The sequence below is a fragment of the Streptomyces pseudoechinosporeus genome (genome assembly GCF_054783935.1).
Genome location: NZ_BAAGPS010000085.1, coordinates 31,981 through 57,252, shown reverse-complemented (window position 1 = coordinate 57,252; position 25,272 = coordinate 31,981). Strand labels below are relative to the sequence as shown.

At 68.9% G+C, this 25,272-nt stretch carries 28 protein-coding genes, 1 tRNA gene and 1 pseudogene; 9 read left to right on the top strand and 21 right to left on the bottom strand.

What is annotated here, in order from left to right:
- Positions 1-2: 2 nt before the first annotated feature.
- Both ACYVO6_RS45645 and ACYVO6_RS45640 read right to left on the bottom strand, forming a co-directional pair.
- Positions 3-767 carry an ABC transporter permease gene (locus ACYVO6_RS45645; RefSeq protein ID WP_461072339.1) on the bottom strand — a complete coding sequence of 255 codons (765 nt, stop codon included), beginning with the start codon at positions 765-767 and terminating at the stop codon, positions 3-5.
- Between the two features lie 61 nt (positions 768-828).
- Positions 829-1,629: an ABC transporter permease gene (locus ACYVO6_RS45640; RefSeq protein ID WP_461072267.1), complete on the bottom strand. Its 801-nt coding sequence runs from the start codon at positions 1,627-1,629 to the stop codon at positions 829-831.
- Between the two features lie 211 nt (positions 1,630-1,840).
- On the opposite strand from ACYVO6_RS45640, the gene ACYVO6_RS45635 reads away from it, so the two are divergent.
- A complete protein-coding gene (locus ACYVO6_RS45635) occupies positions 1,841-4,225 on the top strand; it encodes a transglycosylase domain-containing protein (RefSeq protein ID WP_461072265.1) in 2,385 nt (794 codons plus the stop codon).
- Positions 4,226-4,275: 50 nt separating this feature from the next.
- On the opposite strand, the gene ACYVO6_RS45630 is transcribed toward ACYVO6_RS45635, so the two are convergent.
- Positions 4,276-4,617 (bottom strand): GroES family chaperonin, encoded by a 342-nt coding sequence (locus ACYVO6_RS45630; protein ID WP_033325888.1) that lies wholly within the window; start codon positions 4,615-4,617, stop codon positions 4,276-4,278.
- Positions 4,618-4,662: 45 nt separating this feature from the next.
- On the bottom strand, positions 4,663-5,046 hold the full coding sequence (locus tag ACYVO6_RS45625; RefSeq protein WP_461072263.1) for a DUF3618 domain-containing protein: 384 nt from the start codon (positions 5,044-5,046) through the stop codon (positions 4,663-4,665).
- A gap of 134 nt (positions 5,047-5,180) precedes the next feature.
- Here ACYVO6_RS45625 and bcp point away from each other — a divergent pair, with 134 nt between their 5' ends.
- Positions 5,181-5,648 (top strand): thioredoxin-dependent thiol peroxidase, encoded by a 468-nt coding sequence (gene bcp, locus ACYVO6_RS45620; RefSeq protein WP_461072261.1) that lies wholly within the window; start codon positions 5,181-5,183, stop codon positions 5,646-5,648.
- 44 nt (positions 5,649-5,692) lie between these two features.
- Positions 5,693-5,776 (top strand) — tRNA-Leu (locus ACYVO6_RS45615).
- A 62-nt stretch (positions 5,777-5,838) separates the two neighbouring features.
- Here ACYVO6_RS45615 and rdgB read toward each other — a convergent pair.
- From rdgB to ACYVO6_RS45595, 4 genes are all read right to left on the bottom strand, one after another.
- A complete protein-coding gene (gene rdgB, locus ACYVO6_RS45610) occupies positions 5,839-6,441 on the bottom strand; it encodes an RdgB/HAM1 family non-canonical purine NTP pyrophosphatase (RefSeq protein WP_461072259.1) in 603 nt (200 codons plus the stop codon).
- Between the two features lie 81 nt (positions 6,442-6,522).
- Positions 6,523-6,927, bottom strand: coding sequence for a hypothetical protein (locus ACYVO6_RS45605; protein ID WP_461072257.1), 405 nt, complete (start codon positions 6,925-6,927; stop codon positions 6,523-6,525).
- A gap of 161 nt (positions 6,928-7,088) precedes the next feature.
- Positions 7,089-7,826: a ribonuclease PH gene (gene rph / locus ACYVO6_RS45600; RefSeq protein ID WP_461072255.1), complete on the bottom strand. Its 738-nt coding sequence runs from the start codon at positions 7,824-7,826 to the stop codon at positions 7,089-7,091.
- A gap of 39 nt (positions 7,827-7,865) precedes the next feature.
- Complete coding sequence (locus ACYVO6_RS45595) at positions 7,866-8,165, bottom strand: glucose PTS transporter subunit EIIB (protein WP_461072253.1); 300 nt, start codon at positions 8,163-8,165, stop codon at positions 7,866-7,868.
- Between the two features lie 193 nt (positions 8,166-8,358).
- Between ACYVO6_RS45595 and ACYVO6_RS45590 the strand changes: the two genes are divergently transcribed.
- Complete coding sequence (locus ACYVO6_RS45590; protein WP_461072251.1) at positions 8,359-9,624, top strand: PTS transporter subunit EIIC; 1,266 nt, start codon at positions 8,359-8,361, stop codon at positions 9,622-9,624.
- A gap of 68 nt (positions 9,625-9,692) precedes the next feature.
- Here the strand turns inward: ACYVO6_RS45590 and ACYVO6_RS45585 are convergent, their stop codons facing one another.
- From ACYVO6_RS45585 to clpS, 8 genes are all read right to left on the bottom strand, one after another.
- Complete coding sequence (locus ACYVO6_RS45585; RefSeq protein ID WP_461072249.1) at positions 9,693-10,445, bottom strand: MBL fold metallo-hydrolase; 753 nt, start codon at positions 10,443-10,445, stop codon at positions 9,693-9,695.
- Between the two features lie 377 nt (positions 10,446-10,822).
- Positions 10,823-11,773 (bottom strand): PLP-dependent cysteine synthase family protein, encoded by a 951-nt coding sequence (locus tag ACYVO6_RS45580; RefSeq protein ID WP_461072247.1) that lies wholly within the window; start codon positions 11,771-11,773, stop codon positions 10,823-10,825.
- 17 nt (positions 11,774-11,790) lie between these two features.
- Positions 11,791-12,069 (bottom strand): MoaD/ThiS family protein, encoded by a 279-nt coding sequence (locus ACYVO6_RS45575; RefSeq protein WP_165341182.1) that lies wholly within the window; start codon positions 12,067-12,069, stop codon positions 11,791-11,793.
- A gap of 116 nt (positions 12,070-12,185) precedes the next feature.
- On the bottom strand, positions 12,186-12,281 hold the full coding sequence (locus ACYVO6_RS45570) for a putative leader peptide (protein WP_020270288.1): 96 nt from the start codon (positions 12,279-12,281) through the stop codon (positions 12,186-12,188).
- 79 nt (positions 12,282-12,360) lie between these two features.
- Positions 12,361-12,783: a M67 family metallopeptidase gene (locus ACYVO6_RS45565; protein ID WP_461072244.1), complete on the bottom strand. Its 423-nt coding sequence runs from the start codon at positions 12,781-12,783 to the stop codon at positions 12,361-12,363.
- A gap of 81 nt (positions 12,784-12,864) precedes the next feature.
- Entirely contained in the window at positions 12,865-14,394 is a 1,530-nt protein-coding gene (locus tag ACYVO6_RS45560; protein WP_461072242.1) for an alanine/glycine:cation symporter family protein, read from the bottom strand.
- A gap of 269 nt (positions 14,395-14,663) precedes the next feature.
- The gene (locus ACYVO6_RS45555; RefSeq protein WP_461072240.1) at positions 14,664-15,269 is read right to left on the bottom strand and encodes a DUF2017 domain-containing protein; all 606 of its coding nucleotides are present in this window, start codon (positions 15,267-15,269) and stop codon (positions 14,664-14,666) included.
- 12 nt (positions 15,270-15,281) lie between these two features.
- Positions 15,282-15,599 carry an ATP-dependent Clp protease adapter ClpS gene (gene clpS, locus ACYVO6_RS45550; RefSeq protein ID WP_461072238.1) on the bottom strand — a complete coding sequence of 106 codons (318 nt, stop codon included), beginning with the start codon at positions 15,597-15,599 and terminating at the stop codon, positions 15,282-15,284.
- A gap of 189 nt (positions 15,600-15,788) precedes the next feature.
- On the opposite strand from clpS, the gene ACYVO6_RS45545 reads away from it, so the two are divergent.
- Both ACYVO6_RS45545 and ACYVO6_RS45540 read left to right on the top strand, forming a co-directional pair.
- On the top strand, positions 15,789-17,117 hold the full coding sequence (locus ACYVO6_RS45545; RefSeq protein ID WP_461072236.1) for a nicotinate phosphoribosyltransferase: 1,329 nt from the start codon (positions 15,789-15,791) through the stop codon (positions 17,115-17,117).
- Between the two features lie 207 nt (positions 17,118-17,324).
- Positions 17,325-17,909, top strand: a complete 585-nt coding sequence (locus ACYVO6_RS45540) for an isochorismatase family protein (RefSeq protein ID WP_461072234.1) — start codon at positions 17,325-17,327, stop codon at positions 17,907-17,909.
- Between the two features lie 67 nt (positions 17,910-17,976).
- Here the strand turns inward: ACYVO6_RS45540 and ACYVO6_RS45535 are convergent.
- Positions 17,977-18,306: pseudogene (locus ACYVO6_RS45535) on the bottom strand (hypothetical protein); the annotation flags it as partial.
- A 488-nt stretch (positions 18,307-18,794) separates the two neighbouring features.
- Between ACYVO6_RS45535 and ACYVO6_RS45530 the strand changes: the two are divergent.
- On the top strand, positions 18,795-19,052 hold the full coding sequence (locus ACYVO6_RS45530) for a hypothetical protein (protein WP_461072232.1): 258 nt from the start codon (positions 18,795-18,797) through the stop codon (positions 19,050-19,052).
- Between the two features lie 9 nt (positions 19,053-19,061).
- Here ACYVO6_RS45530 and ACYVO6_RS45525 read toward each other — a convergent pair whose 3' ends face one another.
- Together ACYVO6_RS45525 and ACYVO6_RS45520 are read right to left on the bottom strand one after the other, a co-directional pair.
- Positions 19,062-19,688, bottom strand: a complete 627-nt coding sequence (locus ACYVO6_RS45525) for an RDD family protein (RefSeq protein WP_461072230.1) — start codon at positions 19,686-19,688, stop codon at positions 19,062-19,064.
- A 94-nt stretch (positions 19,689-19,782) separates the two neighbouring features.
- Positions 19,783-21,354: an RDD family protein gene (locus tag ACYVO6_RS45520; RefSeq protein ID WP_461072228.1), complete on the bottom strand. Its 1,572-nt coding sequence runs from the start codon at positions 21,352-21,354 to the stop codon at positions 19,783-19,785.
- A 286-nt stretch (positions 21,355-21,640) separates the two neighbouring features.
- Here ACYVO6_RS45520 and ACYVO6_RS45515 point away from each other — a divergent pair, with 286 nt between their 5' ends.
- Positions 21,641-22,063 (top strand): SsgA family sporulation/cell division regulator, encoded by a 423-nt coding sequence (locus tag ACYVO6_RS45515; protein ID WP_461072226.1) that lies wholly within the window; start codon positions 21,641-21,643, stop codon positions 22,061-22,063.
- On the opposite strand, the gene ACYVO6_RS45510 is transcribed toward ACYVO6_RS45515, so the two are convergent.
- Both ACYVO6_RS45510 and hppD read right to left on the bottom strand, forming a co-directional pair.
- Entirely contained in the window at positions 22,041-23,447 is a 1,407-nt protein-coding gene (locus ACYVO6_RS45510; protein ID WP_461072224.1) for an FAD-binding oxidoreductase, read from the bottom strand. The genes ACYVO6_RS45515 and ACYVO6_RS45510 overlap by 23 nt on opposite strands.
- A gap of 74 nt (positions 23,448-23,521) precedes the next feature.
- Positions 23,522-24,667, bottom strand: coding sequence for a 4-hydroxyphenylpyruvate dioxygenase (gene hppD / locus ACYVO6_RS45505; protein ID WP_461072222.1), 1,146 nt, complete (start codon positions 24,665-24,667; stop codon positions 23,522-23,524).
- 122 nt (positions 24,668-24,789) lie between these two features.
- On the opposite strand from hppD, the gene ACYVO6_RS45500 reads away from it, so the two are divergent.
- Positions 24,790-25,263, top strand: coding sequence for an Lrp/AsnC family transcriptional regulator (locus ACYVO6_RS45500; RefSeq protein WP_461072220.1), 474 nt, complete (start codon positions 24,790-24,792; stop codon positions 25,261-25,263).
- The last annotated feature ends 9 nt before the right edge of the window (positions 25,264-25,272 follow it).

The window sequence follows — 25,272 nt, the reverse complement described above, 5'->3', positions numbered from 1 at the left end:
GACTAACTCCCTGTACTCCGGTACGAACGAAGCCCCGCCCGCCACAGCACACCCGCCAGCGCACAGCACACCCCGGCGGCGAGCGGCGACATGAACGTCACCCATGTCGGCAGGTCGAGCGGATACGGCCGCCCCAGTACGTAGGACGCGGGCAGCCAGTTGACGAAGGCGAGCGGCAGCACGAAGGTCACCCCGCGCACCAGGTCCTTCCCGAAAAGCGTCGGGGGGTACTGCAGCATCGTGGTGCCGCCGTACGTGAACGCGCTCTGCACCTCGGCGGCGTCCTGCGCCAGGAACTGGAAGGCCGCGCCCGCCACGAACAGCGCCCCGAAGATTGCCGCGCCGCTGACCACCATCACCGGCACCAGCAGCGCCTTCGGCGCGGTCCAGTCGACGTCGACGGCGAACAGCGCCCAGCCCAGCACCAACGACCCTTGTATGACCCGGCCAAGCCGGCGCAGCGGGAAGTGGTCCGCTCCGACCTGGGCGAGCACCGGGACGGGCCGTACGAGCAGCGTGTCGAACGATCCGTCGCGTATCCGGGCGCCGAGGGCCTGCGACGAACCGAACAGCAGGTCCGTGATTCCGAACGCCGTCGCCGACAGCCCGTACAGGAAGGCCACCTCGGGCAGCGTCCAGCCGCCGAGCGAGTCGACCTGCGAGAACATCAGCAGGATCCCGACGAAGTCCAGCCCGGACAGCAACAGGTTGCCGACGACCGTGACGGCGAAGGAGGTGCGGTAGGTCATGCCGGCCCGGATCCACATCGCGGCGATCAGCAGATAGGCCCGCAGACCGTCCGTGACCCTGAAAGCGACCTTCGAGGTCTCACCCACCCTGCACCACCACCCTCCGCGTAGCCGCCGACTGCACCAGCCGCCCGGCCGCCAGCAGTGCCACCGCCCACGCCGCCTGGAAGGCGAACGCCCCGAGCGGGGCGGTCTCCCCCATCAGCACATCCGCCGGAATCTGCAGCTGCGCGGCCCACGGCAACGCCTGGACGACATCACCGAGCGCGTCCGGGAAGGCGTTCAGCGGCAGTGTCATGCCCGAGCAGAAGATGCCCGTGACCATCAGGGCCTGCGTGACGCCCCTGGCGTCCATCAGCCAGAACACACTCAACGCCGCCAGATAGCGGATCCCGAAGCTGACGACCGCCGCCAGCAGCAGCGCGACCAGGAACGCCACCCAGGTGCCGAAGTCCCCCGGCAGGGCCATCGGGAAGAACAGCGCACCGAAGATGAACGGGATCACGCCCCGCCCCGCCAACTGGAACAGCATCCGCCCCAAGTCGCTTGCCAGCCACCACAGTTGTAGATCGGCCGGCCGGTACAGATCGATCGCGATCTCACCGGTGCGAATGCGTTCCATGAGCTCGGTCTCGAAGCCTCCGCCCTGGATGGCCAGCGCCGCGAACAGCGCCTGCCCCAGCCACACATAGGTCACGGCCTGCGCCTGGTCGTACCCGCCCAGATCCGGCCGCTCCTCCCACAGCGCCAGATACGTGTACACGAGGATCAGCCCGAACACGGTATTGGTGAACACCCCCGCCGCCGTGGCCACCCGATACGTCGCGTACCGCCGGAAACTCCCCACCGCGACGGCCGCGTACAACCGCCCCGCACCCACGACCACACCCCTCCCGCGCGCCCGCCCGCCAGACACCGAAGCGCAGGAGCCTAGTCCCCGGGCCGTACCCCATGCCAGGCATTTTCCGAGCACAAAGCGTGTGCCTCGGGTCGGGAACGGAACACACGGTGCGAGAGTCTTCAAGAGCGGGCAACAGACAGTTAAAGAGGGCGTACAGGATGTACGCCGTGAAACGGGAGTACGGCACGACATGAACGACCAGCCGCAGCCGCAGCAGCCGAGCACCGCGCCCCCGAGACGGCGCACCGGCTGGCGCCGGCTGATCCCGACCTGGCGGACGGTGCTCGGCACCTTCCTCGGCGTACTCCTCCTGCTGATCGGCCTGTTCGCCCTCGGCTACTTCCTCGTCGAGATCCCCGCGGCGAACGCGGCTGCGACGAAGCAGAGCAACATCTACCTCTACGCGGACGGCAGCCGGCTCGCCCGCGACGGCGAGGTCAACCGGGAGAAGGTCACACTCGCCCGGATCTCCAAGGACACCCAGCACGCGGTGCTCGCCGCCGAGGACCGGGACTTCTACTCCGAGTCCGCCGTCGACCCCCAGGCGATGATCCGCGCCGCCTGGAACACCGTCACCGGCAAGGGAAAGCAATCCGGATCGACGATCACCCAGCAGTACGTCAAGAACTACTACCTGGCGCAGGAGCAGACGGTCACCCGGAAGATCAAGGAGTTCTTCATCGCCATCAAGCTCGACCAGGAGGTCAGCAAGGACGACATCCTCGAGGGCTACCTGAACACCAGCTACTTCGGCCGCAACGCCTACGGCATCCAGGCCGCCGCCCAGGCCTACTACGGCGTCGACGCCAAGGACCTCACGGCCGCCCAGGGCGCGTACCTCGCGGCGCTCCTCAACGCCCCCAGCGAGTACGACGTGATCGCGCACCCCGAGAACAAACCGGCGATCGTGGACCGCTGGAACTACGTACTCGACGGCATGATCAAGAAGAAGTGGCTGACCCCCTCGGAGCGGGCCGCACTGAAGTTCCCGACACCCAAGGAGGCCAAGGGCTCCGCCGGTCTCTCCGGGCAGCGCGGCTATCTCGTGCAGGCCGTCAAGGACTACCTGACCGGCAGCGAGATCCTCGACGAGAACGCCCTCGCCACCGGCGGCTACCGCATCACCACCACCATCCAGAAGGACAAGCAGGACGCCTTCGTCAAGGCCGTCGACGACCAGGTGATGGACCAGCTCGACATGAAGAACAACAAGATCGACCGCAACGTCCGCGCGGGCGGCGTCTCCATCGACCCCGCCACCGGCAAGGTCGTCGCGATGTACGGCGGCATCGACTACACGAAGCAGTACGTCAACAACGCCACCCGCCGCGACTACCAGGTCGGCTCCACCTTCAAGCCGTTCGTGCTCGCCTCCGCCGTGCAGAACGGCTCGACCACCCAGGACGGCCGCCTCATCACCCCGAACACCGTCTATGACGGCACGAACCAGCGGCCCGTCGAAGGCTGGCAAGGCGCCACGTACGCGCCCGAGAACGAGGGCCAGGTCTCGTACGGCCCGATCCCGGTCCGCGAAGCCACCGACAAGTCCGTGAACGCGGTGTACGCACAGATGGCAGTGGACGTCGGCCCCGAGAAGGTCCGGCAGACGGCCCTCGACCTGGGCATCCCCTCGTCCACCCCCGATCTGACGGCCTCCCCCTCCATCGCCCTCGGCCCCGCCACCGCGAGCGTCCTCGACATGGCGGAGGCGTACGCCACGCTCGCCAACCACGGCAAACACGGCCGGTACTCACTCGTCTCCGAGATCACCAAGGACGGCACCGAGAGCGCCGTCGAACTGCCCTCCCGGAACACGGGCGTCAGACAGGCCGTCAGCCGCGAGGCCGCCGACACCACGACCTCGGTCCTACGCGGCGTCGTCGAGGACGGCACCGGCACCGCCGCACAAGCCGCGGGCCGACCCGCCGCAGGCAAGACCGGCACCGCGGAGGAGGACCAGGCCGCCTGGTTCGCCGGCTACACCCCCGACCTCGCCACCGTCGTCGCCATCATGGGCCAGAACCCGCAAACGGGCGCCCACACCCCGCTGTACGGAGCACTCGGCCAGGCCCGCATCAACGGCGGCGGCTACCCGGCGCAGATCTGGGCCCAGTACACGCAGGACGCCCTCGAAGGCACGGAGGTGAAGGACTTCGACCTGCAGATCCAGGAGGGCGCGGAGGAGCCGGAGCTCCCGACGGAGGAGCCCTGGGAGGAGTGGCCGCCGGACACGGGCGAGGAGGACAACGGCGGGACGACGGACGGGAGCGACGGAGCGAGCGGGCCGGACGGTCCAGGCGGACCGGACGGGGGCACCACCACCGGCGGCGAGGAGACCCCGAGCGAGTCCCCGGCCCCGACGGCCCCGGACCAGCCCAGCGGCGGAACGACGACCGACGGCGGCACGACGGACGGGACGAACGGAGGGAAGCCGACGGACGGCAGCACGACCGACGGAGGCACGACCGACGGAGGCACGTCCTCGACGGGCGGCGACACGTCCACGGGAGGCGGCGGCACGACGGACGGCGGCGGGATCACCTCGGGCAGGACCGACGACGGCGTGACCTCGTGACCTTCAGAAGCGCCGGATAGCTACAGGTCCCCTGGATACCCACAGGCCGGCTACAGGTACAACCCCGTCGAATCCTCGGAACCCTCGAACCGGTCCGCCGCCACCGCGTGCAGATCGCGCTCGCGCATCAGCGCGTACGGGACACCGCGCACCTCGACCTCGGCGCGGTCCTCCGGGTCGAACAGGACACGGTCGCCCGGCTCGACGGCCCGTACGTTCTGCCCGACCGCGACGACCTCGGCCCAGGCGAGCCGACGGCCCACGGCCGCGGTCGCCGGGATCAGGATGCCGCCACCGGAACGGCGCTCGCCCTCGGTGGTGTCCTGCCGCACGAGCACACGGTCGTGCAGCATCCGGATGGGCAGCTTGTCGTGATGGGTGTTCGCACTCACGCCCCCGAACCTACCTGGCTTTGCGCGGAACGTACGCGGCCGGGGTCAGCGCTTGCGACGCCGGGAGCCCGAGGCACCGCGCCGAGAGCCGCCCATAGCACCGCGCCGGGAACCCACGGCGAGCAGCCCGACCACCCCGACCACCACCAGGGCCACCGGCACGATGCGCTCGAGCCGCGGCGCGCCCTCCTCGTTCACCAGCTGGCTCTTCACATCGCTGACCGCGCGATTCACACCGACGTAGGCACGGCCGAGGGTGTGGTCGATGTTCGAGACGACCTTGGCCTTCGCGTCGCCGACGATCGTCTTCGGGTGCACCCGCGCACCGATCTCGTCGAGCGTCTCGGCGAGGGTCTCGCGACGGCGCTTGATGTCCGCCTCGATCTGCGCCGGAGTTCTGATGTCCGGCGTGCTCGACGTATCCGACACCGCGCTGCCTCCGTGGTCGTATGTAGCCGTTTGCTCTGGCCGACAGTCTGTCAGCTCCGCCCGCGACCCACCCCCCTGGCACCCCCATTACGCTCGGATCCGTATCCACCACCCCGCAAGGAGACCGAACCGAGATGAGCGAGCGACTCCAGCCCGGCGACACCGCCCCCGCCTTCACCCTGCCCGACGCCGACGGCAACGAGGTCTCCCTGGCCGCCCACAAGGGCCGCAAGGTCATCGTCTACTTCTACCCGGCCGCCCTCACCCCCGGCTGCACCAAGCAGGCCTGCGACTTCACGGACAACCTCGAACTCCTCGCGGGCGCCGGCTACGACGTCATCGGCATCTCCCCCGACAAGCCCGAAAAACTCGCCAAGTTCCGCGAGAAGGAGTCCCTCAAGGTCACCCTGGCCGGCGACCCCGACAAGACGGTCATCGAGTCCTACGGCGCCTACGGCGAGAAGAAGAACTACGGCAAGACGTACATGGGCGTCATCCGCTCCACGGTGATCGTGGACGAGGAGGGCAAGGTCGAGCGGGCGCTGTACAACGTGCGGGCGGCCGGCCATGTCGCCAAGATCATCAAGGACTTGGGGATCTGAGGTCCGGCGCGGGCCGTCCGGCCAGTAGCATGACCGGACGGCAGGCGGCCGTGGTGGAACTGGCAGTCACGCTGGGTTTAGGTCCCAGTGGGGTAACACCCGTGGGGGTTCGAATCCCCCCGGCCGCACAGACGAGAAGGGCGCACACCATCCCGGTGCCGCGCCCTTCGTCGTACGCACCCGACGGGTGTCAGCCCAGCAACTCCCGCAACACCGGCACCAACCCCCGAAACGCCTTCCCCCGATGGCTGATCTCGTTCTTCTCCTCGGGGGACATCTCCGCGCACGTCCGCGTATCCCCGTCCGGCTGGAGGATCGGGTCGTAGCCGAAGCCGTGGGTGCCGGCCGGTTCGTGGCGGAGGGTGCCTCGGAGGTGGCCTTCGACCACGCGTTCCGTTCCGTCCGGCAGGGCCAGGGCGGCGGCGCAGGCGAAGTGGGCGGCGCGGTGTTCGTCGGGGATGTCGCTCAGCTGGTCGAGGAGGAGGGTGAGGTTGGCGCGGTCGTCGCCGTGGGAGCCGGACCAGCGGGCGGAGAAGATGCCGGGGGCGCCGCCGAGTACGTCGACGCAGAGGCCGGAGTCGTCGGCGACGGCGGGGAGGCCGGTGGCCTGCGCGAGGGCGTGGGCCTTGAGGAGGGCGTTCTCGGCGAAGGTGACGCCGGTTTCCTTGACGTCGGGGACGTCGGGATAGGCGTCCGCGCAGTCCAGTTCGTAGTGGAGGCCTGCGGCGGCGAGGATCGCCTTGAGCTCGGTGAGCTTTCCGTGGTTGCGGGTGGCGAGGATCAGGCGGGTCATGGCTCTCACAGTAGTCACGTCGCCGGTGAGGGGCGCGCCTCTCGTTCAGGGCGCCCCCCAGTTCCGTAACCCCTGGATCACCTACGAGGTGCAGACCTTCGTCAGTTCGCCGGCGGCGTCCGTCACCGGGCTGATGTCCGGTGTCTCGTCGCCGTTCTTGATGGAGTCGCGGACGTTGGTGACGGCTGCCTGGAGGTCGTCGACCGCTTTGTTGACGTCGGTGTCCTCGGTCTTGTCGCCGATCTCGTTGAGGTTCTTGTCGATGGAGTCGAGCGCTTCGTCGGTCTGCGTCGGGTCGTTCGCCGCGTTCTCGACGGCCTGTTGGAGTTCGGTGACGCTGTCGGCGATGGCGTCGGCGGTCCTGGCGCAGTCCAGCGCCTTGTTGACGGCGTCGCAGCCGGTGGTCAGCCCAGCGGTCAGCGCGACGGCTGCCACTGCGGCGGCGATGGTGATACTGCGACGTCGCGGGCGTCGGCTCGCGGCCATGGAACGGTCCTCCCGTTGCTTTCCGGGCCTCGGGGGCCCCGTGTGGTACGGCGGGGGCGTACGGCGGTGTGCCGTGCGCCCGTATTGGTAGGGACGCGGGGACCGCTGCCGTGGTTGCCCGTGGCGCTGCGGCTCCTCTTGGTGCGGAGTTGGTGCGTCCTTTACCTTTCGAGGACCGTATCAAGCGCCTTGCGCTGAGCGACAGCCAGTTCTGTGCAGCCCGAAACGGCAAGGTCGAGGAGGGAGTTGAGTTCTTCGCGGGCGAAGGGTTCGGCCTCGGCGGTGCCTTGCACCTCGACGAAGCGGCCGTCGCCGGTGCAGACGACGTTCATGTCGGTGTCGGCGCGTACGTCTTCCTCGTAGCAGAGGTCGAGGAGGGGTACGCCGCCGACGATGCCGACGGATACGGCGCTGACGGTGCCGGTGAGGGGCTGGCGGCTGGCCCTGATGATCTTTTTGGCGCGGGCCCAGGAGACGGCGTCCGCGAGGGCGACGTAGGCGCCGGTGATGGCGGCGGTGCGGGTGCCGCCGTCGGCCTGGAGTACGTCGCAGTCGAGGACGATGGTGTTCTCGCCGAGTTGCTTGTAGTCGATGACTGCGCGCAGGGAGCGGCCGATGAGGCGGCTGATCTCGTGTGTACGGCCGCCGATCTTGCCGCGTACGGATTCGCGGTCGCCGCGGGTGTTGGTGGCGCGGGGCAGCATGGAGTACTCGGCGGTGACCCAGCCTTCGCCGCTGCCTTTGCGCCAGCGCGGGACGCCTTCGGTGACGGAGGCGGTGCAGAAGACCTTGGTGTCGCCGAAGGAGATGAGGACGGAGCCTTCGGCGTGCTTGCTCCAGCCGCGCTCGATGGTGATGGGGCGGAGCTGCTCGGGCGTGCGGCCGTCGATTCGTGACATGGCGACGAGCCTAGCCCTTTCCCGAGACCGCTCAGGCACTCACATCATGTCCTCGATGTCCGCCGCGATGGGGTCGGCGTCCGTGCCGATGACGACCTGGATCGCGTTGCCCATCTTGACGACGCCGTGCGCGCCGGCGGCCTTCAGGGCGGCCTCGTTGACCAGGCCGGCGTCGACGACCTCGGTGCGGAGGCGGGTGATGCAGCCCTCGATCTCTTCGATGTTGTCGATGCCGCCGAGCCCGGCGACGATCTTCTCAGCCTTGGTGGCCATGTCCTTCTCCCTGATCCGGTCCGTTGTGCCGCGTTGCCTGGTTGACGCTGTGCCGCAGTAACGCACAGGTCTACACCAGTTTGCAATGGCCGCCAAACACAGGGTTGGCGAGAAACGAAAGTGCGGGTTCCTTATCCTCCCTTCACCGTGCTACAACAGGTCTACACCACTGAGTGGTTTAGACCAGGCGGCCGATGGATCATGGGTCGCTCCCATGTCGCTCCCATACGGAGTCACCACCGTCCCCCAGGAGGAAGTTGTGTCCACGGCCAGCGCCGCTCCCGCGGCCGACAAGAAGAAGGGCTCCGGCGCGATGGCTGTCATGCAGCGCATCGGCCGCAGCCTGATGCTGCCGGTCGCCGTCCTGCCTGCGGCCGCGCTCCTGGTGCGCCTCGGCAACACCGACATGCTCGGCCGCGAGTCGTTCCCCGAATTCCTTACCAAGATCGCCGGCTTTATGTCGGCGGGCGGCAACGCGATCCTCGACAACATGGCACTGCTGTTCGCGGTGGGCATCGCGATCGGCTTCGCCAAGAAGTCGGACGGCTCGACCGCGCTCGCGGCCGTCGTCGGCTACCTGGTCTTCAAGAACGTACTGGCCACGTTCACCGACAAGAACCTGCCGCAGGTCGCGGAAGTCGTCGACGGCAAGATCGTGATGGTCGACGCGCCGGTGGACGCCAAGGTCCTCGGCGGTGTGGTGATGGGCATCGTCGTCGCCCTGCTGTACCAGAAGTTCTACCGGACCAAGCTGCCGGACTGGGCGGGCTTCTTCGGCGGCCGACGCCTCGTGCCGATCCTCTCCGCCTTCGCCGGCCTGCTCATCGGCATCGTTTTCGGCTACATCTGGCCGGTCCTCGGTACGGCGCTGCACAACTTCGGTGAGTGGCTGGTCGGTTCAGGTGCCGTCGGCGCGGGCATCTTCGGTGTCGCCAACCGTGCGCTGATCCCGGTCGGCATGCACCACCTGCTGAACTCCTTCCCGTGGTTCCAGGCCGGCGAGTACGAGGGCAAGAGCGGTGACATCGCGCGCTTCCTGGCCGGTGACCCGAGCGCCGGCCAGTTCATGACCGGCTTCTTCCCGATCATGATGTTCGCGCTGCCGGCCGCCTGTCTGGCGATCGTGCACTGTGCCCGTCCCGAGCGCCGCAAGGTCGTCGGCGGCATGATGGTCTCGCTGGCGCTGACCTCGTTCGTCACCGGTGTCACCGAGCCGATCGAGTTCACGTTCATGTTCATCGCGCCGGTCCTGTACGCCATCCACGCCGTCCTCACCGGTGTCTCCATGGCGCTGACCTGGGCGCTGGGCATGAAGGACGGCTTCGGCTTCTCGGCGGGCGCGGTCGACTTCTTCCTGAACCTCGGGATCGCGACGAATCCGTGGGGCCTGGTCCTGGTGGGCTTGTGCTTCGCGGCGGTCTATTACGTGGTCTTCCGCTTCGCGATCACCAAGTTCAACCTGCCGACACCAGGCCGCGAGTCGGACGAGGAACTGGCCGAGCTGCAGAAGGCGGAGGCGAAGTAGGACTCTCCCCCGTACGTACGAGAAGGCCCCCGGAGGAAACTCCGGGGGCCTTCTCGTACGTACGGGCACTAGATCTCGTACGTCACTCGCGGCGCCGCCAGTTCCACCGGGCCCGTGTACGTCTCGCGGGCGTCCGCGAGGTTGACCTGGGGGTCCGTCCACGGCGGGATGTGGGTGAGGACGAGGCGGCGGGCGGCTGCGCGGGCGGCGATCTCGCCCGCCTCGCGGCCGTTGAGGTGCAGGTCCGGGATGCACTCCTTGCCGTGGGTGAACGCGGCCTCGCACAGGAACAGGTCGGCGTCCCGGGCGAGTTCGACGAGCGAGTCGCATACGCCCGTGTCCCCGGAGTACGTGAGCGTCCGGCCGCCGTGCTCGATGCGGATGCCGTACGCCTCCACCGGGTGGCTCACCTTCTCCGTGTGCACCGAGAAGGGGCCGATCTCGAAGGAGCCGGGCTTGACCGTGTGGAAGTCGAAGACCTCGCTCATGGAGGAGGCGCTGGGGGTGTCGGCGTAGGCGGTGGTGAGGCGGTGCTCGGTGCCCTCGGGTCCGTAGACCGGGATGGGGGCGGCTCGGCCGCCGTCGTGCCGGTAGTAACGCGCCACGAAGTAGGCGCACATGTCTATGCAGTGGTCGGCGTGCAGATGGCTGAGGTAGATCGCGTCGAGGTCGTAGAGACCGCAGTGGCGCTGTAGCTCGCCAAGGGCACCGTTGCCCATGTCGAGGAGCAGCCGGAAGCCGTCGGCCTCGACGAGGTAGCTCGAGCAGGCCGATTCCGCGGACGGGAACGACCCCGAGCAGCCGACGACGGTGAGCTTCATAAAGCAGAAACCTCCGCTGGCGGGGAGTGAAGTCGGGGGTCGTGCGGTCCGTCGAGCGTAAGGCGCAAAACCTCCGGTCGCTCCTCCATAAGGGGGGTTGTGGGGGAACTCACCTGCGGCGTCACCGGTTTGGGGGTGGTTCGCCCCCGCCGCCCCTACCCATTCCCGTCCCCTGGGGCTCCGCCCCAGGCCCCGTCTCCGGGGCCAGCCCCCGGACCCCCGGTCCTCAAACGCCGGACGGGCTGAAATCAGCCCGTCCGGGGGCACCTCTGGGGGCACCCCCAGCGGTAGCTGGGGGAGTTTGAGGACGAGGCCGTCAGGCCAATGGGGGGCTGGGGGCGCAGCCCCCAGCAGGGGTCCAGGGGGCAGCGCCCCCTCTAAGCCCAAAGCTGCCCCTGCAACCGCTCGATCGCCTCCTCGGTCGTCGTCGCCGTGTAGACGCCCGTCGACAGGTACTTCCAGCCGCCGTCGGCGACGACGAAGACGATGTCCGCCGTCTCCCCCGCCTTGACGGCCTTGCGGCCGACGCCGATCGCGGCGTGGAGGGCGGCGCCGGTGGAGACACCCGCGAAGATGCCCTCCTGCTGCAACAGTTCGCGCGTACGTGTCACCGCGTCGGCGGAGCCGACCGAGAAGCGGGTGGTCAGGACGGAGGCGTCGTACAGCTCGGGGACGAAGCCCTCGTCGAGGTTGCGCAGGCCGTACACGAGGTCGTCGTAGCGCGGCTCGGCCGCGACGATCTTGATGTCCGGCTTGTGCTCGCGCAGGAAACGGCCGACGCCCATCAGCGTGCCCGTCGTCCCCAGGCCCGCCACGAAGTGGGTGACGGAGGGGAGGTCGGCGAGGATCTCGGGGCCCGTGGTGGCGTAGTGGGCGCCCGCGTTGTCCGGGTTGCCGTACTGGTAGAGCATCACCCAGTCCGGGTGTTCGGCCGACAGCTCCTTGGCGACGTGTACGGCCGTGTTGGAGCCCCCTGCCGCGGGGGACGAGATGATCTCGGCGCCCCACATGGCCAGCAGGTCCCGGCGCTCCTGTGAGGTGTTCTCGGGCATGACGCAGACGATGCGGTAGCCCTTGAGCTTGGCGGCCATGGCCAGGGAGATGCCGGTGTTGCCGCTCGTCGGTTCGAGGATCGTGCAGCCCGGTGTGAGGCGGCCGTCCTTCTCCGCCTGCTCGATCATGTGCAGGGCGGGACGGTCCTTGACCGAGCCGGTCGGGTTGCGGTCCTCGAGCTTCGCCCAGATGCGGACGTCGGCGGACGGCGAGAGCCGCGGCAGGCGCACCAGAGGGGTGTTGCCCACCGCGGCCAGCGGGGAGTCGTAGCGCATCAGGGATCAGAGCCCGGTCAGACCATGCCGCCGGCTACGGCCGGCAGAATCGTCACGTTGTCGCCGTCGGTCAGTTTGGTGTTGATGCCGTCGAGGAAGCGGACGTCCTCGTCGTTGAGGTAGACGTTCACGAAGCGGCGCAGTTCGCCTGCGTCCACGATGCGAGCCTGGATGCCCGAGTGGCGGGTCTCGAGGTCGGCGAACAGATCGGCAAGGGTGTCACCGGTGCCCTCCACCGCCTTCTGACCGTCTGTGTACTGGCGGAGGATGGTGGGGATGCGGACCTCGATGGCCATGGTTGCGGGCTCCTGTCGGAAGAAGTCAGGTCGGTGGGCGCGCGGCAGCGCGGAAAGCAGGGTGGTACGCGATAAACCGCGCCGCGGCTCTCACAGCCGTACGGCGGCAGGCGGCATCAACAGATGGCGCTGGCGAGCCTGCACAGGTCGACGTGCAGCCGCGCCACGAGCAGCATGCCCGGCGTCTTGTCGCTCACGTCGTGGAAAACCATGGGCTCATCGTATCGATTCCCGGTCCGGGTCCTGGAATGTGATCTCGCATCGTGGATGATTTCTGCCCGCATCGCGGGATCAGTAGGCCTCCACGACCTTGACCTCTTCCTCCGTGACCTCGCCCTCGACGATCCGGTACGAGCGGAACTGGAAGTCGCCGACCCCGTCGGTGTCGGCGGTGGACACCAGAACGTAGTGGGCGCCGGGCTCATTGGCGTACGAGATGTCGGTGCGGGACGGGTACGCCTCGGTGGCCGTGTGGGAGTGGTAGATGACGACCGGCTCCTCGTCGCGGTCGTCCATCTCGCGGTACAGCTTGAGCAGATCGCCGGAGTCGAACTCGTAGAACGTGGGCGACATGGCCGCGTTCAGCATGGGGATGAAGCGCTCGGGGCGGTCCGAGCCCGCCGGGCCCGCGATGACGCCGCACGCCTCGTCGGGGTGGTCCTTGCGCGCGTGCGCGACGATCTGGTCGACGAGGGCCTGGGTGATGGTGAGCATGCTCGTCAGGATAAGCAGAGGGGCCGCCTCGTACCGAGGGGTGGTACGGGGCGGCCCACATACTGATCTACAGGGCTCGGATCAGTCGAGCGCCTTCGCGGTCCCCGGCTCCACGTCCGGCAGGCCGTCCTTCCGGCGCCGGACGAACTCCAGGAAGGAGTTCAGCTCGCGCTTGACGACGGGGGCCAGCAGGTAGAGGCCGATGATGTTGAACACCGACAGCATGAATAGCGCCGAGTCGGCCAGGCTGATCAGTGTCTCGAGGGAGAGGAGGGAGCCCGCGACGACGAACAGGCTCCAGATGGCCTTGAAGACGGTCTCGCTGGTCTGGCTCTTGCCGAAGAGGTACGTCCACGCCTTGAGGCCGTAGTAGCCCCAGGTCAGGATCGTGGAGAAGGCGAACAGCAGCACCGCGACGGTCAGCAGGTCCGGGAACCAGGGCAGTACGGTCTCGAAGGCGTCGGAGGTGATGGTGACGCCGCCGATGTCCGTGTTGCCCTCGCGGGCCTCGGCCCAGCTGGCCGGGTTGGCGATGGCGATGGTCAGTGCGGTCATGGTGCAGATGATGACCGTGTCGATGAACGGCTCCAGCAGGGCGACCAGGCCCTCGCTCGCGGGGTGCTTGGTCTTGACCGCGGAGTGGGCGATCGGGGCGGAGCCCAGGCCGGCCTCGTTGGAGAAGGCGGCACGCTGGAAGCCGACGATCAGAGCACCGATCACACCGCCCACGACACCCTCGGCCTCGAACGCGCCCTGGATGATGCCCTGGACCGCGTCGGGCACCGCGGTGACGTTCGACCCGATGACGACCAGGCAGGCCACGATGTACATGCCCGCCATGGCCGGGACCAGCCGGCTGGTGACCGAGGCGATGGAGCGGATGCCGCCGAGCAGCACGAGGCCGACCAGCGCGGCGACCACCAGGCCGAAGAGGACGGCACCGGCGGAGGAGGCCATGAAGCCGTCCTCGCCGCCGAAGGTCGAAGCGACCTGCGCGTAGCTCTGGTTGGTCTGGAACAGGTTGCCGCCGAAGAGGCCGAAGAAGAGGATCATGATGGAGGCCAGGACGGCGAGCACCTTGCCGAACTTGGCGCCACCGCTGCCGAAGCGCTCGGCGAGCCCCTTGGGCAGGTAGTGCATGGGACCACCGGAGACGGTGCCGTCCTCATGTTCCTCGCGGTACTTCACACCGAGGGTGACCTCGACGAACTTGGTCGCCATGCCGAGCAGACCGCAGAGGATCATCCAGAAGGTGGCGCCGGGGCCGCCGATGGAGACGGCGACGGCGACACCGGCGATGTTGCCGAGGCCGACGGTGCCGGAGACGGCGGCGGTCAGCGCCTGGAAGTGGTTGACCTCACCGGGCGAGCCCTCCTCGTCGTACTTGCCGCGTACGACGTCGATGGCGAGCTTGAACTTGCGTACCTGGATCAGCCCGAACCAGGTGGTGAAGATCAGGCCCGCGATCACGAGCCAGGCGACGATGAGCGGAAGCTCGGTGTCGCCGACGGGCACGGCGTAGAAGACGACGTCGCCGACGTGTTTGGCGACGGGTTCGAAGAAATCGCTGACGGCGTCGTCGATGGAGTTGGTGACGGACTCGAGTGACATCTGGTCTACCTCGGTGGGGCGGGGACGTAGTGGCGTGGCGCAGCAGTGGGGGGCAGGTAAAGGGACGGTGCACGCACGGCAAAGGCCGCCCCATGAAGGAATTGGGAAGTCGTATCACGTTCCCCACGGGGCCTCGAGTGACCCAAGTCACGCAAAGGCGCCCCCGGGGCACAAAACCCCAGGGGCGGTGATGCGATCGTTATCCGGATTTGAGCGTCTTCTGAGCGAACGCGCAATCCGCACAGGTCGGGGCATATGCGCCCCGCATCTCACGGCATGAGCGTTTCGACGAGCGTCTCCTGGAGTCCGCCCAGCCACAGATACGCCATCACCATCGGCTTGCGCGGATCGTCGTCCGGCAGCCGGTAGAGGAGGTCGGTGTCCTCCTCGTCGACGACGTCGAGCCGGGAGCCGATCGCGAGCCGCAGGTCGTTGAGGGCGCCCAGCCACTGCTGGGACTCCTCCGTCGACAGCTTGAGCACCGCTCCGCCCTCGCCGGCCGAGGCGAGCGCGTCCAGGGAGCGGATCACCGTGAGCGCGTTGTCGCGCTTGCCCGCGCGCAGGTCGTTCTCGGTGAAGCGGCGGAACTCCGAGGAGTACTGGCGCTGTTCCTCGGCCTGCTCGGGCGAGGTGGCCTCGACGTCGGGTCCGCTGTAGGCGTCCGGGAAGAGGCGTTGCAGTACGGGGTCGGCGGGCGGCTCGCTGGGGCCCTCCGCGAACAGCTCGGCGAGCGGGTCGGCGGTGGCGTCTTCCGCCGGTCCGGGGCCTATGAGCTCCAGGAGCTGAACCGCCAGGGAGCGGATGATGGAGATCTCGACCTCGTCGAGGGCGACGGCCGCGCCGCCGCCGGGGAGCGGTTCGAATTGTCCTGGCATGGAGTGAGTTCGCTACTTCCGGTCCTGCTGGAGGGTGGCCCACAGACCGTAACCGTGCATGGCCTGCACGTCGCGCTCCATCTCCTCGCGGGTCCCGCTGGAGACGACGGCACGGCCCTTGTGGTGGACGTCGAGCATGAGCTTGGTGGCCTTGCCCTTCGAGTAACCGAAGTACGTCTGGAAAACGTACGTCACATAGCTCATGAGGTTGACCGGGTCGTTGTGGACGATCGTGACCCAGGGAACATCCGGCTCGGGTACGGCGAAGACCTCCTCGGCTGACTCGGTCTTTTCGGTCTCTAGAGGTGCGGGAGCCGTCACATGGCCCATGCTGCCACCAGAGGGGGGTACGCGGCCAAACGGCCCCCTTCCCCGGCCGCCTCCCCGACCTCTCCTCGAAATCGTCAGAGTGACGAGATTGGCGGTAATATCTACTGCCATGCTGCATACACCGGGGGACAACCCCCGGACCCCCGGCCGACCCGGGGACACCGGAGAGTCATGGCGAGGAGAGCTTTCGTGGGTGTAGCGGACCTAGGGCTGCCGGTGGACGTCCCGTCGACAGCGCTCTTCACTGATCACTACGAGCTGACCATGCTGCAGGGCGCCCTCGAGGGCGGCACCGCCGAGCGGCGTTCGGTCTTCGAGGTCTTTACGCGCCGGCTGCCCGAGGGTCGCCGGTACGGCGTCGTCGCGGGCACGGGGCGGGTGCTGGACGCGGTCGAGAACTTCCGGTTCGACGCGGACGTCCTCGGCTTCCTGCGCGAGCGCCGCGTCGTGGACGAGCCGACCCTCGCGTGGCTGTCCTCGTACCGTTTCAGCGGCGACGTGTGGGGCTACCCCGAGGGCGAGGTCTACTTCCCCGGCTCGCCGATCCTGCGCGTGGAGGGCACCTTCGCGGAGTGCGTGCTCCTGGAGACGGTGATCCTCTCGATCCTCAACCACGACTCGGCGATCGCCGCCGCCGCCTCCCGGATGGCCTCGGCCGCGGGCGAGCGGCCGCTGATCGAGATGGGCGCCCGGCGCACCCATGAACTGGCCGCCGTGGCCGCCTCACGCGCGGCGTACGTCGGCGGCTTCACGACCACCTCGGACCTGGCCGCCGGTTTCCGCTACGGCATCCCCACCGTCGGCACCAGCGCCCACGCCTTCACGCTCCTGCACGACAGCGAGCGGGACGCCTTCCAGGCGCAGGTGCACTCGCTGGGCCGGGGTACGACGCTGCTCGTGGACACGTATGACGTGGCCGAAGCCGTACGGACGGCCGTCGAGATCGCCGGGCCCGAGCTCGGCGCCGTGCGCATCGACTCCGGTGACCTGCTGCTGGTGGCGCACCGGGTGCGGCAGCAGCTCGACGAGCTGGGCGCCGCCGACACGAAGATCATCGTGACCTCGGATCTGGACGAGTACGCGATCGCCTCGCTGGCCGCGGCGCCCGTGGACGCGTACGGAGTGGGCACCCAGCTGGTGACGGGATCCGGCCATCCGACGTGTTCGATGGTCTACAAGCTCGTCGCCCGTGCCCAGTCGGCGGATCCGAAGGCTCCGCTCGTGCCGGTGGCGAAGAAGTCGACGGGCGGCAAGACGTCCATCGGCGGCCGGAAGTGGGCCGCGCGGCGGCTCGACGAGGAGGGCGCCGCCGAGGCCGAGGTGATCGGCACGGGGACCGTCCCGGCGGAGCTGGCCGACCGTCAGCTGCTGGTCGAGCTGATAAAGGGCGGCAACGTCGTTGCCCGCGAGCCCCTGGACGTCGTACGCGACCGGCATGCGGCGGCCCGCGCCAACCTGCCGCTGTCCGCGACCCAGCTGTCCCGGGGGGAAGCGGTGATCCCGACCGAATACGTCTGAGCACGCCCGCGTACGCCCGATGCGTGCGCCCGGGTACGCCCGATTGCGTCCGACATGAGCGAAGTTCAGGACCAGGGGTACCCGGCAAACAAGTCCGGACAGCCTCGCCCCGAAGACGAATGAACCGGCGGTGAGGGGGAAAAGCAACGCCAATGCCCGCCCCGGGGCCCCGTATGGGGGTTAGGCCTACACCTTGAGGACACGACCATGCGCCGCGCACTGATCGTCGTAGACGTGCAGAACGATTTCTGCGAGGGGGGCAGTCTCGCGGTGGCCGGAGGTGCCGACGTGGCCGCCGCGATCACGGAGCTGATCGGGCAGGCGCCCGCCGGCTACCGCCATGTCGTGGCCACCCGCGACCACCACATCGCCCCCGGCAACCACTTCTCCGAGAACCCCGACTACGCCCACTCCTGGCCCAAACACTGCGTGGCGGGCACGGAGGGCGTGGGCTTCCACCCGAACTTCGCCCCGGCGGTCGCCTCCGGCGCGATCGACGCGGTCTTCGACAAGGGCGCGTACGCGGCGGCGTACAGCGGCTTCGAGGGCGCCGACGAGAACGGCGTCACGCTGGCGGACTGGCTGCGCGCCCGCGAGATCACCGACGTCGACGTGGTCGGCATCGCCACCGACCACTGCGTCCGCGCCACCGCACTGGACGCGGCCCGCGAGGGCTTCCGTACGACCGTGCTGCTCGACCTCACGGCCGGGGTGGCCGAGGAGACCACCGAGCGGGCCCTGGAGGAGCTGCGCGAGGCGGGTGTGGAGCTCACAGGGAAGCCCGTGGTGTAGCGGCCCCGGGAGCCTGAGCGGGAGGTTGAGTGGGGACGGAAGCCTGCGTGGGAGCGGGAGCCTGAGTGGGGGCCGTACGGCGCTTCAGGGCGCGGATCGAGCGCCACAGCTCCGTGGCGGTGGTGGTGGCGTCTCCGGCGGGGGGCGTGCGCCATATGAGGCCGTCGGGATGGTGCAGGACCGCGGTGATCTCGTCCGGGGTCGGCGGCTCGCTGTTGCCGCGCAGATAGACCGCCCGCAGGCCGAGGTTGCGCACCCGCGTCAGCGCGCGGGCCCGGTTCTGGGCGTGCACGAGAACGCGTACGCAACCGTTGCCGCCCATGGCGGAAGGGGTGGGCAGGTTCAACGCCACCACCACGCTGCCGTTCGGCAGTTTGCAGAAACCTCCTGCGGCCACGTCACACCCCCGTGAGAAACAGTGTCAATAAGAGAGCCACAGGACGCACCTAAACACGATCGGCCGCAACCCGCCAGAGGGTCGCGGCCGATCATGCTCTGACCTGCGAAGACGCCGTTCACTTCGTCGCGGCCGAGATCTTCACCGTGATCGTCGAGCCGTCGCGGGACTCCTTCACGATCGCGATCTTGGTGTTGGTGTCAGTTACTGCGGTACGCAGCACCCCGAGTTGGTGTACCGCTCAACCGGCGCGCCGGACCGTCCAGTGGGTGGACGCCATGACTCCGTGCGCCCCCCGTGCACCGGCACCGTGGGTTAGGTCACGCTTACCGCTCGTTCCACTCGGGCAGACAGCGGAATAGAGTCGGCTGGCGGCGCGCTGGAAATCAGCGGTTTGCCAAGCCGACACCCCTTGTCGGCACCCCCTGATTCGTATCCGCATCCTCCCCCTTGGCGAGAGGCACGGGGGGAGACCCCCGACCCGAGGAATGCTCATGCCTCGTCCGACCGCCGCACAGCTCGCCTACGGCTCATGCACCGTGATCTTCTCCACGCTCGCCATGCTGCTGCTGTCACAGACGAGTTCGGGCCCGGGAGTCGCGGTGATCGCGCTCTCCGCACTCGCACTCGGCCTCCTCGTGGCCCTGACGGTTCCCGTCCCGAAGAAACCGGCACCCATTGCCACATCCGTTGCCCGGGAGCGTGTTGCCGAATCCGTACCGGTGGCAAGCGGCAGCGAGCGCTGACCACCCCCCTCAACCGGTGCTGACCACCACGGTCTTCGCCGGCTTGTCGTGCAGGCCCTGCTTGTAGGGCTTGTCGAAGAAACTCCAGCCACCCGTGATCGCGGTCCAGATGCACGCGCAGCAGAACGCGAACGGCAACCACAGGACCAGCGCGCGGATCAACGCGGTCTGCCAGGAGGGCGTCGAGCCGTCGTTCAGGTTCGCCACCCGCATGTGGAACAGCTTCTTGCCGAGCGTCTGCCCCGACTTGGCGGTCAGGAAGGTGTCGTACGCGACGTAGAGCACCGCGGCGATCACGGACTGGCCGACGGAATCGCTGTACTCGACAGTCCCGCCGTCCACGTCGTAGTCGGTGACACCGAACGCCCACGCCAGCAGCCACGCCACGACACCCACCAGGATCATGTCGATGATCCGCGCCAGTACACGCTTGGGGCTGTCGCCGAGGGGCGGCATCCCGGCGAGGGGTTCATTGCCTTGCGGGCCACCGCCGTAGGGGTCGCCCGCGTACGGCGGGGGCGTGGCGCCCCCGCCCTCTGACGGGGTGTCGTACGGAGAGCCGCCGCCCTCGCCGGGTGGCGGCTGACGTTTCTTGAACGGATCGTCTTCCGGGGGAGGCGGCGGCTCGGTCGTCATACTGCGAGTCGACCGCGAACACTCCGGCGGCGCAATGGGCGGGGAGCCGTCCGGGGTATCGGGCGGCTCGTGGGTCGTGGGTCGGTCCGCGGGGTCAGCCCGCTACGAACGTATGCGCCGCCTTGTCGTGCCAGCACTGGCGCCACGGGCGGTCGAACAGGCCCCACAAGACACCCAGCACACCGATGCCGAGCAGTCCGGGGACGCTGTAGACGAGCCAGCGGCGCAGGGCCGCGCCGAACGACGGGGGCTCGCCGCCCTCGATGTCCCGCACCTGGATACCGCACAGCTTCTTGCCGAGCGTACGGCCCCACTTGGCGGTGGGCAGCGCCTCGTAGAGGACACCGAAGAGCAGCAGGACGGCGAGGACGATACCGAGGTAGGCGCCCGTGGTGCCGTCCAGCAGCCAGACCGTGACGGTCTCGCCGGACAGCTTGGCCGCGTCGATCTTGTCGTTGACGTGGTCGAGGGCCCTGATGCCCAGCGGCACGGCAGCCGCGCCCGTGACGGCACCGAGCACGAGCGAGTCCACGAGCCGGGCGGCCAGCCGCTTGCCGAGCCCGGCGGGACGCGCGGACGCCTGCGCCCGGGCGGCGGCCTGGAAGGGGTCCTCGGACACCGGCTTCCAGGGGACGACGGGCGGCTCGCTCTCGGGCCCGGCGAGACGGTGCACCTGCTGAGCCCAGGAGGGCTGCCCACCGCCGGCGCCCGCGGCCATGGGGGTGGACTGCTCAGGTGTGGAGGGCGTGGAGAGGGAGGAAGGCGTGGATGGAGGGGCTGGGGAATTCGTGGACTGGGCGGGCGCAGCGGGGGTCTGGGCACCGGCGGACGCTGCTGTGGCGCCCTGGGAGAGACCCGCGCGGGCGGCGGGCGAGCTTCCCGCGGTCGAGCCCCTTGCCGCTGCGCCGCCTGCGGTGGGGCCGGGGGCCTGGGGATCGCGCAGCTGCCTCTGACGCGGAGTGACGGCACGGAACGCCATCGTGCCCTCGGAAGCGAGAGGGTTACGTGCGCTGGGGACACCGGAGGCCCCAGCCCTGGGCTGAGGCGAGTCGGCCTGGGACGAGCCGGACGGCTCCTCCTCCGACCCTGGGGTCGGCCGCACCCGCCCCGTCGGCCTGCGGAACACCACCGTGCCGCCGGAAGCCGGAGACCGGTCGTCCCGGGGCGTGTCCTCGATCCGGTCCTCGGCCCTGGGCGCGCGGAACGTGACCGTACCGTCGGTGTGCTCGGACCTGCCCTCGGGTTGGGCCGGCTCGGACGGTACGCGCGGATCGGCGGGAGAACCCCAGGAGACCCTGCGGTCCTGCTCACCCCCGAAACCGGTCTGCCGGGAGCGGTCGGCGCCCCACGCGGTCGCGGGCTCGGGGCGGCTGCCGTGCTGGGCCTCGGCGGGCGAGGGGGCCGCGGCGGGCGGGTCCTCGTCGAAGAAGTGCGGGCCCGTCTCCTCCGTAGGGGCGGGGCCGGTGGCGGCGGGTCCCGCGGCGGCCGGGGCGGAGCGGCCGGCGGGTGGTGCCGGTAGCGATTCGCCGTCGGAGGGCGCCGGTCGGCTGGTGCCCGGTACCCATGAGGCACCGTTCCAGTACCGGACATATCCAGGAATGGACGGGTCCGGGTAATACCCTTCGCGGGGCCTGTCGTCGCCGGGGGCCGGGGTTGGGGCGCTCATGTCCGTCGTCCCGTATCTGCTCGGGGGTCGTATGGGGCATCCACATCTATCAGACCGGAGCAAGAGTCACGTCCGGTCCGCCAGTACCTACCCCGTTCGGGCAAGGTTCCGCCACGCCTTCCCGAATACCGGACTGAAGACGGGCGGATAACGGGCCGATACCGAGCGGGTACCGGGCAGATACCGGCGAAGGAATTTCCCCGAATACGCGTAATGCTCCGCGCCCGACCCCGTCTCCACTCGTACGGGCCCGCCCCAGGCCCCCGAACGAGAGGAAACGGACGACATGCACACCGTGGTGGAACGCGAGCTCGACATGAGACTCGTCATGTCGCCGGAGCGCAGCATCCCCGTCCCGGCTCGGCTCAGCTACCGCAGCGACGATCCGTACGCCGTCCACTTCACCTTCAACGTCGGCTCCGACCACTCCGTGAACTGGACGTTCGCCCGGGAACTCCTCGTCGAGGGCCTCCTCCGGCCGTGCGGGCACGGTGATGTGCAGGTGTGGCCGACGAAGGCGGGCAGACGCGGCGTCGTCCTGATCGCGCTGAGTTCACCCGGCGGAGACGCCCTGCTGGAGGCGCCGGCGGCCGAGGTCTCCGACTGGCTGGAACTCACCCTGCGAGCGGTCCCGGCGGGCTCCGAGGGCGAGCGGCTCGGTATCGAGGACGGACTGGTCGAGCTGTTCAGAAGACCTTGCCAGGGTTGAGGATGCCCAGCGGGTCGAAGGCCGCCTTGATCGCTCGTTGCATCTCCACGCCCACCGGGCCGATCTCGCGGGCCAGCCATTCCTTCTTCAGTACGCCCACGCCGTGTTCGCCGGTGATCGTGCCGCCGAGTTCCAGGCCGAGGGCCATGATCTCGTCGAAGGACTCGCGGGCGCGGCGGGACTCGTCGGGGTCGCCGGCGTCGAAGCAGACGGTGGGGTGGGTGTTGCCGTCGCCGGCGTGCGCGACGACCCCGATGGTCAGCTGGTGCTTCTCGGCGATCCGCTCGACGCCTTCGATCAGGTCGCCGAGCCGCGATCGAGGCACGCACACGTCGTCGATCATCGTCACGCCCCGCACCGCTTCGAGCGCGGTGAGCGACAACCGCCGTGCCTGCAGGAGCAGTTCGGACTCGGCCAGGTCGTCGGCCGGGACGACCTGGGTGGCGCCGGCGGTCTCGCACAGGGCACCGAGCGCGGCGAGGTCGGCGGTCGGGTCCGAGGTGTCGAAGCCGGCGAGCAGCAGGGCCTCCGTGGTCTCCGGCAGGCCCATGTTCGCCATGTCGTTGACGGCCTTCACCGTCGTACGGTCCATCAGTTCGAGGAGGGACGGCACATGCCCGCCCTCCATGATCCGGCACACGGCGTCACAGGCGGCGGACGCGGACGCGAACTCGGCGGCCAGCACCAGTTGCTGCGGCGGCTGCGGCTTGAGCGCGAGCGTCGCCCGTACGACGATGCCGAGCGAACCCTCCGAGCCCACGAACAGGCGGGTGAGGTCGTACCCGGCGACGCCCTTCGCCGTGCGGCGGCCGGTGGACATGAGACGGCCGTCGGCGAGGACGACGTCCAGGCCGAGGACGTACTCGGCAGTGACGCCGTACTTCACACAGCACAGGCCGCCGGAGGCCGTGCCGATGTTGCCGCCGATGGTGCACATCTCCCAGCTGGAGGGGTCCGGCGGGTAGTACAGGCCGTGTTCGTTCACGGCGCGGGAGAGCGTGGCGTTGATGACGCCGGGTTCGACGACGGCGATCCGGTCGACGGGGCTGATCTCGAGGATCCGGTCCATCTTGATCAGGGACAGCACGATGCAGCCGTCGGAGGCGTTGGCGCCGCCCGACAGTCCGGTGCGAGCGCCCTGCGGGACGACCGGCACGCGCAGCTCGGTGGCGATGCGCATGATGTGCTGGACCTCTTCGACGGTCCGTGGCAGCACGACGACCGCGGGCGTCCCGGCCTCGCAGAAGCTGGCCATGTCATTGGCGTAGGAGACCGTGACGTCCGGGTCGCTCAGCACCGCCTCGGCCGGCAGCCCCGCGAGCAGACGGTCGAGAAGGTTCCCCGTCACTTCATCGCGAGGGGCTTCGATACGGCTCATGATCACAGCGTCGCATCCGGAAGCAACGGTGTGAACCCCACCTGCACGAGGGACAGGCGGGCCACCCTGGAGCCGTACCGTCAGAGGTTGCCCCGCTTCTCCTGCTCCCGCTCGATCGCCTCGAACAGCGCCTTGAAGTTGCCCTTGCCGAAGCCCATCGAGCCATGCCGTTCGATGATCTCGAAGAAGACGGTCGGACGGTCCTGGACCGGCTTGGTGAAGATCTGCAGCAGATAGCCGTCCTCGTCGCGGTCGGCGAGGATCTTCAGTTCGCGGAGGGTGTCGACGGGGACACGGGTGTCGCCGACCCACTCCCCCAGGGTGTCGTAGTACGAGTCGGGCGTGGCCAGGAACTCGACTCCGGCCGCGCGCATGGTGCGTACGGTCTGGACGATGTCGTTCGTGTTGAGCGCGATGTGCTGGACGCCGGCGCCGTCGTAGAACTCCAGGTACTCGTCGATCTGGGACTTCTTCTTGGCGATGGCGGGCTCGTTGATCGGGAACTTGACCTTGAGCGTCCCGTCGGCCACGACCTTGGACATCAGCGCGCTGTACTCGGTGGCGATGTCGTCGCCCACGAACTCCTTCATGTTCGTGAAGCCCATGACCTTGTTGTAGAAGCCGACCCATTCGTTCATCCGGCCGAGCTCGACATTGCCGACGCAGTGGTCGATGGCCTGGAAGGTGCGGTGGACGGGCGGCTCGACGATCGGAGCGGCGGCCACAAAGCCCGGCAGATACGGGCCGTCGTAGCCGGTCCGCTCGACGAGTGTGTGCCGGGTCTGCCCGTACGTGGCGATCGCCGCGAGGACGACGGTGCCGTGCTCGTCCTTCATCTCGTACGGCTCCTCGACCGAGCGGGCGCCGTGCTCGATCGCGTACGCATACGCCCTGCGCGCGTCCGGGACCTCGATGGCGAGGTCGATCACGCCGTCGCCGTGCTGGGCCACGTGCTCGGCGAGGAAGTGGCCCCAGGTGGTGGCGGGCTTGATGACGGAGGTGAGGACGAAGCGCGCCGAGCCGTTGGTCAGGACGTACGAGGCGGTCTCGCGGCTGCCGTTCTCCGGTCCGGAGTACGCGACGAGCTTCATGCCGAAGGCGGTGGAGTAGTAGTGCGCCGCCTGCTTGGCGTTGCCCACGGCGAAGACGACCGCGTCCATTCCCTTGACCGGGAAGGGGTCTGCCTCGCGCGCGGTACCAGGGGTGTGGTGGAGGGTCTCAGTCATGGCGATACGCTCCCTCTGTTCCGCAAGGTGCGCAATAGTTTGCGTATTCACTGGGCAATATGCGCAGCGACTGGCTCGTACGACCGGGCCTTCTGTACAGGATGACCACCTGGGAGGCCTCCATGGGGATCGATCAGCTGGACGGCCGGCTCATCGTGCTGCTCGCCGAGGAGCCACGGATCGGGGTACTGGAGGCGTCCCGGCGGCTCGGCGTCGCACGCGGGACGGTCCAGGCCCGTCTCGACCGCTTGCAGTCGAACGGCGTCATCCGCGGATTCGGTCCCCAGGTGGACCCCGCGGCGCTCGGGTACCCCGTCACGGCGTTCGCGACCCTCCAGATCCGGCAGGGGCAGGGGACGGACGTACGCGCGCATTTGGCGACCGTCCCAGAGGTGCTCGAACTGCACACCACCACCGGCAGCGGCGACATGCTGTGCCGTCTCGTGGCACGCTCCAACGCCGATCTGCAACGGGTGATCGACCGGGTCGTCGGCTTCGACGGCATCGTCCGGGCCGCCACAGCGATCGTCATGGAGAACCCGGTGCCGCTGCGGATCATCCCGCTGGTGAAGCAGGCGGCGGAGGATCAGGCGTAGCCGGGCTGG